Source organism: Roseovarius dicentrarchi, from assembly GCF_003316635.1.
Classification (GTDB): Bacteria; Pseudomonadota; Alphaproteobacteria; order Rhodobacterales; family Rhodobacteraceae; genus Roseovarius; species Roseovarius dicentrarchi.
In genome coordinates, this window is record NZ_QNQP01000008.1 from 115,624 (window position 1) to 129,626 (window position 14,003).

At 62.9% G+C, this 14,003-nt stretch carries 13 protein-coding genes; 7 read left to right on the plus strand and 6 right to left on the minus strand.

All coding sequences use genetic code 11. The features are described 5' to 3' along the window. Positions 1-2 precede the first annotated feature (2 nt). Positions 3-923: a manganese-dependent inorganic pyrophosphatase gene (locus DQ230_RS08010; RefSeq protein WP_113912059.1), complete on the minus strand. Its 921-nt coding sequence runs from the start codon at positions 921-923 to the stop codon at positions 3-5. A gap of 102 nt (positions 924-1,025) precedes the next feature. On the opposite strand from DQ230_RS08010, the gene DQ230_RS08015 reads away from it, so the two are divergent. The 4 genes from DQ230_RS08015 to DQ230_RS08030 all read left to right on the plus strand — a co-directional run bounded on the left by DQ230_RS08015 (position 1,026) and on the right by DQ230_RS08030 (position 4,559). Further along, on the plus strand, positions 1,026-1,688 hold the full coding sequence (locus tag DQ230_RS08015) for a DUF2161 domain-containing phosphodiesterase (protein WP_113912060.1): 663 nt from the start codon (positions 1,026-1,028) through the stop codon (positions 1,686-1,688). Positions 1,689-1,902: 214 nt separating this feature from the next. Beyond that, complete coding sequence (locus tag DQ230_RS08020) at positions 1,903-2,190, plus strand: co-chaperone GroES (protein WP_113912061.1); 288 nt, start codon at positions 1,903-1,905, stop codon at positions 2,188-2,190. Positions 2,191-2,267: 77 nt separating this feature from the next. Next, a complete protein-coding gene (gene groL / locus DQ230_RS08025) occupies positions 2,268-3,911 on the plus strand; it encodes a chaperonin GroEL (RefSeq protein WP_113912062.1) in 1,644 nt (547 codons plus the stop codon). A 183-nt stretch (positions 3,912-4,094) separates the two neighbouring features. Further along, complete coding sequence (locus tag DQ230_RS08030; protein ID WP_238987457.1) at positions 4,095-4,559, plus strand: GNAT family N-acetyltransferase; 465 nt, start codon at positions 4,095-4,097, stop codon at positions 4,557-4,559. Positions 4,560-4,563: 4 nt separating this feature from the next. Here DQ230_RS08030 and DQ230_RS08035 read toward each other — a convergent pair whose 3' ends face one another. Further along, positions 4,564-5,067: a GreA/GreB family elongation factor gene (locus DQ230_RS08035; protein ID WP_113912063.1), complete on the minus strand. Its 504-nt coding sequence runs from the start codon at positions 5,065-5,067 to the stop codon at positions 4,564-4,566. A gap of 6 nt (positions 5,068-5,073) precedes the next feature. Next, on the minus strand, positions 5,074-5,511 hold the full coding sequence (locus tag DQ230_RS08040) for an NUDIX domain-containing protein (protein ID WP_113912064.1): 438 nt from the start codon (positions 5,509-5,511) through the stop codon (positions 5,074-5,076). A 72-nt stretch (positions 5,512-5,583) separates the two neighbouring features. On the opposite strand from DQ230_RS08040, the gene DQ230_RS08045 reads away from it, so the two are divergent. The 3 genes from DQ230_RS08045 (at position 5,584) to DQ230_RS08055 (ending at position 8,889) form a co-directional block, all read left to right on the plus strand. Then, complete coding sequence (locus tag DQ230_RS08045) at positions 5,584-6,306, plus strand: esterase/lipase family protein (protein ID WP_113912065.1); 723 nt, start codon at positions 5,584-5,586, stop codon at positions 6,304-6,306. Beyond that, complete coding sequence (locus DQ230_RS08050) at positions 6,303-7,445, plus strand: alpha-D-ribose 1-methylphosphonate 5-triphosphate diphosphatase (RefSeq protein WP_113912066.1); 1,143 nt, start codon at positions 6,303-6,305, stop codon at positions 7,443-7,445. Before DQ230_RS08045 ends, DQ230_RS08050 begins: the two co-directional genes overlap by 4 nt. Positions 7,446-7,554: 109 nt before the next feature. Then, the gene (locus DQ230_RS08055; RefSeq protein WP_113912067.1) at positions 7,555-8,889 is read left to right on the plus strand and encodes a lytic murein transglycosylase; all 1,335 of its coding nucleotides are present in this window, start codon (positions 7,555-7,557) and stop codon (positions 8,887-8,889) included. Positions 8,890-8,947: 58 nt separating this feature from the next. Here DQ230_RS08055 and DQ230_RS08060 read toward each other — a convergent pair whose 3' ends face one another. From DQ230_RS08060 to DQ230_RS08070, 3 genes are all read right to left on the minus strand, one after another. Beyond that, on the minus strand, positions 8,948-11,887 hold the full coding sequence (locus tag DQ230_RS08060) for an error-prone DNA polymerase (RefSeq protein WP_113912068.1): 2,940 nt from the start codon (positions 11,885-11,887) through the stop codon (positions 8,948-8,950). A gap of 239 nt (positions 11,888-12,126) precedes the next feature. Beyond that, entirely contained in the window at positions 12,127-12,609 is a 483-nt protein-coding gene (locus DQ230_RS08065; protein WP_113912069.1) for an RNA pyrophosphohydrolase, read from the minus strand. A gap of 54 nt (positions 12,610-12,663) precedes the next feature. Next, positions 12,664-14,001 (minus strand): S41 family peptidase, encoded by a 1,338-nt coding sequence (locus tag DQ230_RS08070; RefSeq protein ID WP_113912070.1) that lies wholly within the window; start codon positions 13,999-14,001, stop codon positions 12,664-12,666. Positions 14,002-14,003: the final 2 nt, after the last annotated feature.

Sequence of the window (14,003 nt, forward strand, 5' to 3'; positions counted from 1 at the left end):
CGTCAGATCTTGAGGCTGGGAATAATCTGTTTCTTGCGGCTCATCACGCCGGGCAGAACCACGGTGTCGCCGGCAGGCGTCACGCCGAACGATTTTTCGGCCAGCGATTTGACCATGTCGTTGGGAATCAGCAGCGTCGCCTCCTCGTTCAGGATATCGACGACGAACAGCAGCACCTGATCAACGCCATCCTCGGCGGCCACTGTCTGCATTGACTGCATCAGGCTGTCCTTGCGGTCCAGCACCACCTGCGGCGCTGTTGTCTCCAGCACCGAGACGCGCAGCTTGGCGCCCGGCATTTCGAATTCCTTGCTGTCCATGCGCAGCAATTCGGCGTCGGAAAATGCCGAAACATCCGATTTGGCGGCAAACATCTGCGCGGCGTAATCGCCGATATCAATGCCCAGATCGCCCGCCAGATCATGGGCAATCGCCTTGTCCTCGTCCGTGGTGGTCGGGCTGCGGAATTCCAGCGTGTCGCTGAGGATGCAGGACAGCATCGCGCCTTTGACGCCGTCGGGTGCCTGCGCCATATGCTTGCCGATCATCTTCCACATGATGGTGGCGGTGCAGGCCAGCGGCTCGATCCGGATTTCCACGGGCGCCAGCGTTTCAAGGCCCCCTACCATGCGGTGATGGTCGATGATGCCGCGAATATCGGCATTGGCGATATTGCCGGGCAGCTCGGACGGGTTGTTGGTGTCAACGATCACAACGGCCTGGCCGTCTTCGACATCGTCGATAATGTCGGGCGTCTCAAGCCTCCAGTGCTTCAGCATGAACGCCGCTTCGGTGTTCGGCTCGCCCAGCAGGACCGGCTTGGCGTCGATGCCTTTGATCTGGTTCAGATACCACGCCCAGACGATGGGCGATCCGGTGCTGTCGGTGTCGGGCGATGTGTGGCCAAAAACGAGCGTTGTCATGGGCTGGTATCCTTGAATGGCGAATAAATAGCGGTTTTGCGCAGCTTATAGGCGCGCAATGCGGGCTTGTCACGAGGGGGCGGGGCGGGCAATTTGCGCCGCATGGAAAAAGCGGCTGAAACCGATCTGTATGCGCCGGTCAAGGCGTGGCTGGAGGGCCGCGGCCACACCGTCAAGGGCGAGGTAGGCGCCGCCGATGTCGTGGCGCGCAAGGACGGCGCGCTGCTGATTGTCGAGCTGAAGCTGGGCTTTTCGCTGGTGCTGTTGCAGCAGGCGGTCGCGCGGCAGGCGGTGTGCGATCTGGTCTATGTCGCGGTGCCGCGCTGGCGCGGCAAGGCGGGCTGGCGCGCGTTCAAGGGCAATATCGGCCTGTGTCGGCGGCTGGGTCTGGGCGTGTTGTCAGTACAGACCGGGACGGGCGAGGTGCAGGAACATGCGGCGCCGGGTCCATTCCAGCCGCGCAAAGCGGCGCGCAAACGCGCACGTCTGGAGCGGGAGTTTGACACCCGCAGCGGCGATCCCACGCCGGGCGGCACAAACGGGCAGGTGATGACATCCTACCGGCAGGATGCGCTGGCCTGCGCGGCCTATCTGGCAGGGGCGGGCGCCACAAAGGCGGTCGTTGTGGCGCATGAGACGGGCGTTGCGAGGGCGCGCCAGATCATGGCCGACAATCATCACGGCTGGTTCGTGCGGGCCAGCCGGGGCATCTATGCGCTGAGCGACGAGGGCATTGCGATGCACGCCGGGCCGGCGGCCTTATAGGCCCGGCAGGGATGCGCGGAATACGTCTAGAACACCCGAAAGCGGCGGCCACCCGCCAGCCTGCGCATTTGCGCGGATCTTTCAGTCTGGAACCAGTTGACATAGCCTCGCGTGCTGCCTAACTACCCCCTCGTTAGCACTCGCCTTGGGTGAGTGCTAACGGCCCCTGTGACGGGGCCGTAGAATAGTAACCTCGAGCCAAGGAGTCTCAGAGATGGCATTTACACCGCTGCATGACCGCGTTCTCGTTCGCCGCGTTGAAAGCGAAGAGAAGACCAAGGGCGGTCTGATCATCCCCGACAGCGCCAAGGAAAAGCCCAGCGAAGGCGAAGTCGTCGCAGTCGGGTCAGGCGCGCGCGATGACGACGGCGACCGGATCAAGATGGACGTTGAAGCAGGCGACCGCATCCTGTTCGGCAAATGGTCCGGCACGGAAATCACGATCGACGGCGAAGAGCTGCTGATCATGAAGGAGAGCGATATCCTGGGCAAGCTGGCCTGATATCGCGCGATGCTGCGCGGCTCTGGCAGAGCCGGGCGCGCATTGACCTGAAACACGAATTACAAGGAAATTGAGACATGGCAGCTAAAGACGTCAAGTTCAGTACCGACGCCCGCAACAAGATGCTCAAAGGCGTCAACATCCTGGCCGACGCGGTCAAGGTGACGCTGGGCCCCAAGGGCCGTAACGTTGTTCTGGACAAATCGTTCGGCGCACCGCGCATCACCAAGGACGGTGTTTCTGTCGCCAAGGAAATCGAGCTGGAAGACAAGTTCGAGAACATGGGCGCGCAGATGGTCAAGGAAGTGGCCAGCCGTACCAATGACGAGGCCGGCGACGGCACCACAACCGCGACGGTGCTGGCCCAGGCCATCGTCAAGGAAGGCATGAAATCGGTCGCAGCGGGCATGAACCCGATGGACCTCAAGCGCGGCATTGACCTGGCAACAGCCAAGGTCGTCGACGAAATCCGCAAGGCCGCACGCGACGTGTCCGACAGCGCCGAAGTCGCGCAGGTTGGCACCATCTCCGCCAACGGCGAGCGCGAAATCGGTCAGCAGATCGCTGACGCGATGCAAAAAGTCGGCAACGAGGGTGTCATCACCGTCGAAGAGAACAAGGGCCTTGAGACAGAGACAGACGTTGTCGAAGGCATGCAGTTCGACCGCGGCTACCTCAGCCCCTATTTCGTGACCAACTCCGACAAGATGGTTGCAGACCTTGAGGACTGCATCATCCTGCTGCACGAGAAAAAGCTGTCGAGCCTTCAGCCGATGGTTCCGCTGCTGGAGCAGGTCATCCAGAGCCAGAAGCCGCTGCTGATCATCGCAGAAGACGTCGAAGGCGAGGCCCTGGCCACGCTGGTCGTCAACAAGCTGCGCGGCGGTCTGAAGATCGCAGCCGTCAAGGCACCCGGTTTCGGCGATCGTCGCAAGGCGATGCTGCAGGATATCGCGATCCTCACCGGCGGTCAGGTCATCTCCGAAGATCTGGGCATGAAGCTGGAGTCCGTCACGATGGACATGCTGGGGTCGGCCAAGAAAGTCGCGATCACCAAAGACACCACAACCATCATCGATGGCGCTGGCGAGAAGGCCGAGATCGAGGTGCGCGTTGCCCAGATCCGCAACCAGATCGAAGAGACCACCAGCGACTACGACAAGGAAAAGCTGCAAGAGCGCGTTGCCAAGCTGGCAGGCGGTGTTGCTGTCATCCGCGTCGGTGGCATGACCGAAGTCGAAGTGAAAGAGCGCAAGGACCGCGTCGATGACGCGCTGAACGCCACACGTGCGGCTGTTCAGGAAGGTATCGTCGTTGGTGGCGGTGTGGCCCTGATCCAGGCGGGCAAGATCCTTGAGGGTCTGACCGGCGACAACAACGACCAGACCGTTGGCATCACCATCGTCCGCAAGGCGCTGGAGGCACCGCTGCGCCAGATCGCCGAGAACGCCGGCGTTGACGGTTCGGTCGTCGCGGGCAAGATCCGCGAATCGAATGACCCCAAGTTCGGCTTCAACGCGCAGACCGAAGAATATGGCGACATGTTCAAGTTCGGCGTTATCGACCCGGCCAAGGTTGTGCGTCACGCGCTTCAGGATGCGGCCTCGATCGCAGGCCTGCTGATCACGACCGAAGCCATGGTTGCCGACAAGCCGTCGAAAGACGGCGGCGGTGCCGGTGGCGGCATGCCCGACATGGGCGGCATGGGCGGCATGATGTAAGATTTTCGCCTTGCGAAGATCTGTCTTGCTCGCTTGGGTCAAGATGATTGGGGTCGCCTTACGGGCGGCCCCTTTTTCGTGGCAGGTGTTTGGCCAAAAAAGATTTTATGCCTCCGGCGGGGATATTTAAGGCAAAAAGAAAGTGCAGCCGGGCCGAAGGGGAGCCGCGGCAGGGACGGGGTGATGATGTTTAGATTTCCGGAGTTCAGCCGCGACTTGCATCGTGGAGAAGAGGGCGCTGTGGGCGATCTGCTGAACCGGGCCTATGGCGGCGGGGCTGAGGCGAAGACAGTGGATGGCTTGCGCCGGGCGGGCGTGATCGCGGGCGAGGTTGTGCTGCCCTGTCAGGGCGGTATTGTGGGATATTATGCGCTGTCACGCATGCGGGCGCCGGGTGGGGCGCTGTGCGTTGGGCCGGTGGCGATTGATCCGGACTGGCAGCGCGCGGGGCACGGACGGCGCATGATCGGCCTGCTTGCCGAGTGGGCGCGTCTGAGCGGCACATGCGTTCTGGCAGAGGGGTGCGAGGCGTTTTTCGCGCGCGCCGGATTTCGCGCGTCCGGGGTGGACGGGCTATGGTTGGCGGGTCCCGCGCGGGATTTGAGCGGCGTTGAACTGCTATTCCCAAAGGCGTTTGATCGGACGTGACGCGCTAGCCGCGTTTGCGGATCGCGGTCACTTCCAATTCGATCATGCCGCTGGGGCGCGGCCATTCGACGACATCGCCCTGCTCGGCCTCCAGCAGGGCGCGGGCGAGCGGAGAGGGGGCGGCGATGAGGCCCTGTTTGGGGTCTGCTTCGTCTTCGCCGACGATGATGTAAGTGGCGGGCGTGCCATCCTCGTCCAGCACATCGACGGCGGCGCCGAACTGCACGCTGGGATACTCGCCGCTGGGCGGCTCTATCAGAATGGCGGTGCCAAGGCGCGCGATGACATAGCGCAGGTCGCGTTCAGCGACCGCCAGCGGATAGGACGTCTCGGGATCATCCGGCGCAGCGCGCAGCCGGCTTATTTCCGCCTCAAGCGCGGCTTCGCGGGCGTGAAGCTGGGCCAGCCCCTCGGGCGTGACGTGGTTGGGATGCGCCGAGATGGGCAAATCATCCAGCCGCTGGGGCGTGGTGCTGCCGTCGTCTTCCTTGGTGAATGCCTTGTTCATTGCGCGCTACTCCACGATTTGCTCAAGCCGATCATATCCGATGCCGTCTGAAAAGGCGATTTTCCTCAGCTTGTCCGGTTTCATGTGGATATCGGGCAGCTCTGCCTCGGAAAACCATCGGCGGCGGGTCACGATGCCCTCGGGGTCGCGCCAGTTCGGATCAAGCGCGCCACTGAGCAACGTGCAGCGAAAAAATACCTCGACCTGATGAAGGTTGCGTTGGCTGGAATGAAATTCGTTGATCAGGCACGGCGCCCCGACGTTGATATGCAGGCCGGTTTCCTCATGCACCTCGCGGGCCAGCCCATCTGCAAGGCTTTCGTGCATATTCGCGCCGCCGCCGGGCGCGCACCACAGGGTGCTGTTCGGATCCGGCCATGCATTGACCAGCAGCAGCCGGGCATCGTGGATCAGAACGGCGCGGGCGGCAACGCGGATGGGCATAAGCGGGCTTTTACCTATGGTTAACAATGTCGGGTCTTTTCGTAGGATCAGTTTGCGCATATCTGCACGAGGATGAAAACATGGCCCCTCATAATTACGCTGACGTTGCCGGTTCCTGCCGTGGCTGATTGCGCCGTCTTGCTGCACGGTCTGGCGCGCAGCGACGCGTCATTTCTGGTGATGGGCGAAATGCTGGAGGCGGCGGGGATGCAGGTGGTGATCCCGTCCTACCCCTCGACCAAGGCGCGGATCGCGGCGCTGGCCGATGAGGTGCTGCCCGGCGCGGTATCGGCCTGCGGCGGCAAAACGGTGCATTTCGTCACCCATTCCATGGGCGGCATCCTGCTGCGGGCCTGGTTGCCGGCGCACCGGCCCGAAAACCTGGGCCGCGTGGTGATGCTGGGTCCGCCCAACCACGGCAGCCAGGTGGTGGACGAACTGGGCGGTCTGGAGCTGTTCGAGTGGATCAACGGCCCCGCCGGAATGCAGCTGGATACCGGGCCGGACACCTTCACCGAAAGCCTGCCACCGGTGGATTTTGAACTGGGCGTGATTGCCGGCACCCGGTCGCTGAACCCCTATTTCTCGCTGCTGCTGGAGGGGCCGGACGATGGCAAGGTCTCTGTCGCGTCCACGCGGGTGGATGGCATGGCCGACCATATTGCGCTGCCGGTGACGCACACCTTCATGATGAACAACCCGTTGGTGATCGCCCAGGTCGAGACTTTTCTGACCACCGGCGCGTTTGATCATGACATGAATATCGGCGATCTGTTCGGCTGGGGCAGCGAATGACTCTGGCGTTGGAAATACGCGGTGCAGACGTGCTGCACCCCGGCGGGCTGTCGCGCGCGCCGTTATCTGTTGCGGAAGGCCGGATTGCCGGTGGCGGTGGCCGCGCGGTGGACCTGACCGGTTTTACCGTGCTGCCCGGCATCGTCGACGCCCATGGCGACGGGTTCGAGCGGCATCTGGCGCCAAGGCGCGGCGCGATGAAGGATATCGGCGCCGGCCTGATCGCCGCCGAGGCCGAGCTGGCGGCCAATGGCATCACCACCGCCGCGCTGGCGCAATTCTACAGTTGGGAAGGCGGCATGCGCGGCCCGGATTTTGCCACCTCTGTCATGGAGGGGCTGGCGCAAATCCGGCATAGCGTGGTGACCGATCTGCGCGCGCAGTTGCGGTTCGAAATCTCGATGGTTGACGATTATGCGACCGTTGCAGCCTTCATCGCGCAGTATGGCATTGATCATGTCGTGTTCAACGACCACCTGCCGCACGCCGCACTGGCGGCGGGCAAGCGTCCACCGCGCCTGACCGGGCAGGCCCTGCGCATCGGCCGCAACCCCGAGCGGCATCTGGAAGCGATGCAGGCACTGCATGCGGGGATGGACCGCGTGCCGCAGGCGCTGGCGCGGCTGACAACGGATCTGGCGGCAGCAGGCGTGCGCATGGGCAGCCACGATGATCGCAGCGCCACGGCGCGTGCAGACTGGCGGGCGATGGGCGTCACGATTGCCGAGTTTCCCGAAACAATAGAAGCGGCAGAGGCGGCCTTCGAGGGCGGCGATCATGTGGTCATGGGCGCGCCGAATGTCGTGCGCGGCGGGTCGCATAACGGCAATGTCAGCGCGATTGATATGGCGGCAGTGGGCTGCATCCACGCGCTGGCGTCCGATTACCACTATCCGTCGCTGCGCCGCGCGGCGTGGCTGCTGGCCGATGCCGGAATGTGCGATCTGGCAGGGGCGTGGCACCTTGTCTCCAAGGGGCCGGCGCAGGTGCTGGGCCTTGCCGATCGCGGCGATCTGGCGCCGGGCCAGCGGGCAGACCTCACCATATTGGACAGCGACAGCCGCCGCGTCGTGGCCACCATGGCAGGCGGTCGCTTCAGCTATCTGGCCGGAGCGGCGGCCGAGCGTTTCATCGGCTAACGCCCGGCGCAGGCAATCGGCGGTTCCCCGCAGAACCCTGTCGCATGATGCTTTTGATTCGCGTGACTGTTGCTTATCGTGGGACAATCACACGCGCGGAGGATCGGCGATGAAGGTTTCACCATGGATCAGCGCAGCATTGGCATTTTTGCTGTCGCAGGGCGTGAATGCAGCGCAGGCAGACACGCAGCCGCGCCCCGAAAAGCGTCCCGAAGGGGTGCTTCTGGCCGCCGCAACGCATCGCGCACCCGGTGCGGCCTTGCGCCCGATGATGCGTCCCGCCGATCTGAAAGCGGACGCGCCGCGACGGATTGCTGCCAAGGAGACGGGCTTGCGTGGCTGGATCACCGGGTTTCGCGACCGCGCGGCAAAGGCGGGGATCCGGGCGCGCATCTTCGACGCATCCTTTGACGGCGTGGAATATGACCCCGGCGTGATCGCGCTGGACCAGAACCAATCGGAATTTACCAAGCAGATATGGGACTATCTGGACACAGCCGTGTCCGCGCAGCGGGTCAGCAACGGCAAAGCCGCTATGGAGCGCCACCGCGCCGCGCTGAACCGGATTGAGGCACGATATGGCGTCGAAAAAGAGATCGTCACCGCCATCTGGGGATTGGAGAGCGCCTATGGCGCGGTGCGCGGCAAGAACCCCTTGATCGGATCGCTGGCGACCCTGGCCTATGACGGACGGCGCGGCGCTTTCTTTGAAGAGCAGTTGATCGCGGCACTCAAAATTGTGCAGGCAGGCGACGTCGCCCCGCGCGCCATGACCGGTAGCTGGGCCGGGGCGATGGGGCATACGCAGTTCATGCCAACATCGTACCTGTCCCATGCCATTGATTTCACAGGCGATGGCAGACGAGATATCTGGTCGGACGATCCAACAGATGCGCTGGCCTCAACTGCGGCCTATCTGGCGCATTTCGGTTGGAAAAAGGGCCAGCCCTGGGGCGTTGAAGTACGCCTGCCGACGGGGTTCGATCTGTCGCGCGCCCGCCGCGACCTGGCCCTCAGCCCTGCGGCATGGGCCGCCGAAGGCATTCGCGACATGGCAGGCCAGCCGGTGCCAAATCATGGCAAGGCCTCAATTTTGCTGCCCGCCGGATCAACTGGCGCAGCCTTCATGATTTTCGATAATTTCAGCGTGATCGAGCAATATAACAAGGCCGATGCCTATGTCATCGGCGTCGGTCATCTGGCAGACCGAATAGGCGGCGGCCCCCCGATCCAAACCGCCTGGCCGCGCCACCATTCGCCGATCAGCGCAACCCAGAGGCGCGAAATTCAGCGCCAGTTACGCAGCAAGGGGTTTGCCGTGGAAAAAATCGACGGCATCATTGGACCGAACACGATCAATGCCATCCGCGCGTTCCAACGCTCCGCCGGGCTGCGCGCGGACGGATATCCGTCCCCTGAATTTCTGTCGGCGCTGGGCAGTTAATGTCGGAATTGGGTATTTAAGACCAAGAAAAAACAACAGGTTCATCTTTCTTTTTGCCTTAAATATCCCCGCCGGAGGCATCTGCCCCCTCTGGTTGCGGGTCCGAATGAGGATATGCGCCCGGTGTCAGATAACACCGTAGCAGGCTGATCGGGTGCGCTTTCAGGCTAAGGCGGGTGGTGACGTAATCTTCGACCACCTCTTCGCCCGATGTCATCCTGGGCAGTTGCGGGGCAGGCTCGTTCAGCGCCTCCCCGTCGATATCGCCTGCAAAAAGCGGCAGTTGCTTTGTTGCCGTCAGCGCCTTTGCCTGCCACAGGGCTTGCCGCCGGGTTAGCCCAAGACTGGTAAAGCAATCGGCTTCGGCCAGTCTTGTGATGATCGCAGGCGGCAGGCCGGCGCGCCGCCAGACATCGCCGGGCGCGCCATAGCCATTGGCGCGCGCTGCGGTCAGCCAGATGGCGCTGTCCTCGTCAATTCCCTTGATCTGCCGGAATCCCAGCCGCAATGCGAGCCCGCCGGCATCGTCTGGCTCGATACTGTTGTCCCAGACGCTGGCATTGATGCAAACAGGCCGCACTGTCACGCCATGTTCGCGCGCATCGCGTACGATCTGGGCTGGGGCGTAAAACCCCATCGGCTGTGCGTTCAGCAACGCACATGCAAAAATCGTCGGGTGGTGACATTTGATCCACGCGCTTGCATAAACCAACAAGGCAAAGCTGGCTGCGTGGCTTTCGGGAAAGCCGTAGCTGCCGAACCCCTCGATCTGGGCAAAGCAGCGTTCGGCGAAATCATTGTCATATCCGTTCGCCTTCATGCCGCGCAAAAACAGCGTGCGGAATTCACTGATATTGCCACGTTTCTTGAACGTGGCCAGCGCGCGGCGCAGCCGGTCGGCCTGATCCGGGCTGAAGCCCGCGCCGACGATGGCGATCTGCATTGCCTGTTCCTGAAACAGCGGGACGCCCAGCGTCTTGCTCAGTACCGCGCCCAAGGCATCAGAGGGGAACGTGACCTTTTCTTCGCCGTTTCTGCGCCGGATATAGGGATGCACCATATCGCCTTGAATGGGGCCGGGGCGGATGATGGCAACCTCGATCACCAGATCATAAAAACATCGGGGCCGCATGCGTGGCAGGAAATTCATTTGCGCGCGGCTTTCCACCTGAAAGACGCCGATACTGTCGGCCCGGGACAGCATATCGTAAACGCGGCTGTCCTCGGGCGGCAGCGTCGCGAGGGTGTAGCGGTGCCCGTGATGTTGCGCCAGCAGATCGAACGCCTTGCGGATACAGGTCAGCATTCCCAGCGCCAGCACGTCGACCTTGAGGATACCCAGCGCCTCGATATCGTCCTTGTCCCATGAAATGACGGTGCGCCCCTCCATCGAGGCGTTTTCGACCGGGACCAGCTCATCCAGCCGTCCTTCGGTGATGACAAAACCGCCGACATGCTGGCTCAGGTGGCGGGGAAACCCTTCGATTTCCTGCACCAGCGCAAGGGTCTGCTTCAGGCGCGGATCATCAGGATCAAGGCCGATTTCCCGCATTCGCTCCCGCTCCACCGCGCCGGTCGAGAAGAAGCCCCACAGTTGCGACGCCAGCGCGCTGATCGTGTCCTGGCTCAGGCCCATGGCGCGGCCCACCTCGCGGATTGCCCGCTTGCCGCGGTAGTGGATTACGGTTGCACACAGGCCCGCGCGGTGGCGGCCGTAGCGGTCGTAGATGTGCTGGATCACCTCTTCACGGCGCTCATGTTCGAAATCGACGTCGATATCAGGTGGCTCGTCGCGGGCCTCTGACACGAACCGCTCGAATACCATCGTGCCGATTTCGGGGCTGACCGACGTGACGCCAAGGCAGTAGCACACCACCGAATTGGCTGCCGATCCGCGCCCCTGGCACAAGATGCCGCGCTTGCGGGCGAAGGCGACGATGTCGCGCACGGTCAGAAAATAGGGCTCGTAGTTCAGCTTCGCGATTAGGGTGAGTTCATGTTCCAGCAAGCTGCGCGCGCGGGTTGGCGCGCCTTGGGGGTAGCGCCATTTCAGGCCCTCTTCGGCTAGGCGGCGCAGGCGGGTGGTGGGCGTCTCGCCTTGGGCAACTTCGGTGGGATATTCATAACGCAGGCTGCCAAGGCAGAAGATGTGAGACTGCGCCAGCGCGGCGGCGCGATCTACCGCATCCTCAAAGCCCTTGAAAAGACGGCGCATTTCCGGGTCGCTTCGCAGGCGGTTTTCGCTGTTGGCCAATGCGGCGCGGCCCAGATCATCAATCCGGGTGCTGGTGCGTACCGCCGTCAACACGTCCGCCAGACGGCGGCGGCGCTCATGGTGCATGCGCGGCAGGGCGCTGGCGACAGGTTTCAACCCCAGGTTTTGCGCCAACTGCGCCTGTCTGCGAAAACGGGCCGCATCTTGCCCGTTATAAGCGGGGGCCATCAGCAAGAATATCTGACCGGCCAAGTGCCGGGTCAGCCTGCGCGCTTGGTCCAGCCACGTGTCCGAGGCGCATTCCGGGGCATGCAGAAGCAGCGTCAGACCCTCGGTATGCTCCAGCAGATCCTCCAGACGCAGATCGCATTGCCCCTTGCCGGCCCGGCGGCGGCCGGTGGTCAGCAGGCGGCACAGGCTGGCCCAGCCAGGGCGGTTTTGTGGCAGGGCAGTCAGTGTAATGCCCTCGGCCAGTACCAGCCGCGCGGCAGGGATCAGGCGCGGCACGTTCGCCCAATCGGGGGCTTGCGGGTTTGGCGCAGGTGGCCCGATCAGGCCGTCGCGTGCCTCCAGCGCGTGCCGCTCGGCCACCTGGCGGGTGATTTCGCGGGCTTCGGAATAGGCGCGCACGATCCCGGCAACGGTATTTTCATCGGCAATGGCAATCGCAGGCAGGCCCAGCAGCGCGGCACGCTGCATGTACTCCTCAGGGTGCGAGGCCCCGGTGAGGAAGGTGAAATTCGACAGGGCCGATAGTTCGGCAAAGGAGGGTGATTTTTGCATGACGAGTCACCTTATATTCACCTTTCGTTCTTATACCGAGTCCTTATGAGGATATTATTGCAGATATGTTTTCTACGGATGTGGTGGTGCTGCGGTGCGTTGCGCTGCCTGACACTGACGTCGGCGCATGGCGCCATAATCGCCCGGCCGGACCCGACAAACAGGCATGATGTATGTCATCGGACGTACAATGCCGGTGCCCGGCAGCACGGCGCGGGCGGTATATGCGGACCGCCCTTTCACAAATGCGGGGCGAATTCCTGTAGAACGGCAGTATAGACCGCGCGTTTGAACGGCACGATATGTGCCGCCAGGTCGGAGGGCGGCAGCCAGCGCCATTCGGAAAATTCAGGATGGTCGGTTTGGATGTCGATCTGGCTGTCGTCGCCGTGAAACCGGGCCAGAAACCATTTCTGCTCCTGACCGCGATAGCGGCCTTTCCACATGCGCGGCACCAGATCATGGGGCAGATCGTAGCGCGCCCAATCTGCCGTTTCGGCTTCGATTCGGACAAGATCAGCTGTCACGCCGGTTTCCTCGACCAGTTCGCGCAGGGCGGCCGCGCGCGCATCCTCGCCCGCGTCGATGCCGCCTTGGGGCATTTGCCAGGCAGGCTCTGCCGTGTCGATGCGCTGGCCGACAAAAACATGCCCGGCCGCATTTACCAGCATCACGCCAACGCAAGGGCGATAGGGCAGCTTTGCGATGTCTTCCGGGGTCATGATCTTCTCCGCGTGCGCGAAACGGGCCGCGACAGGCGCGGCCCGTGATTTGCGTCAGTCGGTGCCAGTCAGCGTGGTGAGGCCCTTGAGAATGTCGATGGCATAGGCCAGCTGATAATCCTCTTCGCGCAGTTTCGCGCTTTCTTCGGCGCGCTCGCGGGTCTCTTTGATGTGCTGGATCTCGTCCTCGGTCAGGCTGTCATTGTTCAGGCTGCCGCGCAGATCCGCCTCGGACCGCAGCAGGGGCGGCGCGCTGTTTTCGTCCTCAGCGTCGGCAGGTTTGCGGCGCGGTTGCGCCACAAGGATGTCGGGCGATACGCCCAATGCCTGAATCGAGCGGCCAGACGGTGTGTAATACCGCGCCGTGGTAAGGCGCATCGCGCCATCGCCGCGCAGCGGCATGACCGTCTGAACCGATCCCTTGCCAAAGCTCTTGGTGCCGACAACCACCGCGCGGCGGTGATCCTGAAGCGCGCCGGCCACGATTTCCGAGGCCGACGCCGAGCCGCCGTTGATCAGCACGACGATGGGCTTGCCTTCGGCCAGATCGCCGGGGGTCGCATTGATCCGCTCGCCGTCCTGAAGGTTGCGGCCACGGGTGCTGACGATCTCGCCCTTCTCAAGGAAGGCGTCCGACACCATGATCGCCTGATTCAGCAAACCGCCCGGATTGTTGCGCAGGTCGATGACAAAGCCGTTGATCTTGTCGATGCCGCCGGCCTTTTCCACCTCTTCGGCAAGGCTGGACTCAAGGTTTTCATAGGTCTGATCGTTGAATTTCGATACCCGCAGAACCACGGCCTTCTGCTCGGTCCGGGCGCGGACGGCGACCAGCTTGATGGTGTCGCGGATGATCGACATATCGAACGGCTCGCTTTCGCCCTCGCGGACGAGGGTGATGACGATCTCGCTGCCGACCGGGCCGCGCATCATGTCCACCGCCGCATCAAGGGTCAGGCCCAGAACGCTCTCGCCGTCGACATGGGTGATGTAATCGCCCGATTCCACACCCGCCTCGGCGGCTGGCGTGCCGTCGATGGGCGAGACGACCTTGACGAAGCCTTCTTCTTGCGTGACCTCGATGCCCAGTCCGCCGAATTCGCCGCGCGTCTGAACCTGCATGTCCTCGGCATCGTCGGGCGGCAGGTAGCTGGAATGGGGATCAAGCGAGGTGAGCATGCCGTTGATCGCGGCCTCGATCAGATCGCCTTCGTCGACTTCTTCGACATATTGGGCGCGGATCCGCTCGAAAATATCGCCGAAAAGGTCCAGCTGCTCGTAAACGTTGGTGTTGCGCTTGCTCTCCTGAGCCATGAGGGGGGCGGCGATCTGAGTGGTGACGATCACGCCAGCCAGCGTGCCGGCAGTGGCCGCCATCAGGAATTTCTTCATAG

Bases quoted from the DNA above. Each gene is read 5' to 3' on its own strand.
- DQ230_RS08010 (WP_113912059.1), bottom strand. From the start codon at position 923: ATGACAACGCTCGTTTTTGGCCACACATCGCCCGACACCGACAGCACC.
- DQ230_RS08015 (WP_113912060.1), top strand. From the start codon at position 1,026: ATGGAAAAAGCGGCTGAAACCGATCTGTATGCGCCGGTCAAGGCGTGG.
- DQ230_RS08020 (WP_113912061.1), top strand. From the start codon at position 1,903: ATGGCATTTACACCGCTGCATGACCGCGTTCTCGTTCGCCGCGTTGAA.
- groL (WP_113912062.1), top strand. From the start codon at position 2,268: ATGGCAGCTAAAGACGTCAAGTTCAGTACCGACGCCCGCAACAAGATG.
- DQ230_RS08030 (WP_238987457.1), top strand. From the start codon at position 4,095: ATGATGTTTAGATTTCCGGAGTTCAGCCGCGACTTGCATCGTGGAGAA.
- DQ230_RS08035 (WP_113912063.1), bottom strand. From the start codon at position 5,067: ATGAACAAGGCATTCACCAAGGAAGACGACGGCAGCACCACGCCCCAG.
- DQ230_RS08040 (WP_113912064.1), bottom strand. From the start codon at position 5,511: ATGCCCATCCGCGTTGCCGCCCGCGCCGTTCTGATCCACGATGCCCGG.
- DQ230_RS08045 (WP_113912065.1), top strand. From the start codon at position 5,584: ATGAAAACATGGCCCCTCATAATTACGCTGACGTTGCCGGTTCCTGCC.
- DQ230_RS08050 (WP_113912066.1), top strand. From the start codon at position 6,303: ATGACTCTGGCGTTGGAAATACGCGGTGCAGACGTGCTGCACCCCGGC.
- DQ230_RS08055 (WP_113912067.1), top strand. From the start codon at position 7,555: ATGAAGGTTTCACCATGGATCAGCGCAGCATTGGCATTTTTGCTGTCG.
- DQ230_RS08060 (WP_113912068.1), bottom strand. From the start codon at position 11,887: ATGCAAAAATCACCCTCCTTTGCCGAACTATCGGCCCTGTCGAATTTC.
- DQ230_RS08065 (WP_113912069.1), bottom strand. From the start codon at position 12,609: ATGACCCCGGAAGACATCGCAAAGCTGCCCTATCGCCCTTGCGTTGGC.
- DQ230_RS08070 (WP_113912070.1), bottom strand. From the start codon at position 14,001: ATGAAGAAATTCCTGATGGCGGCCACTGCCGGCACGCTGGCTGGCGTG.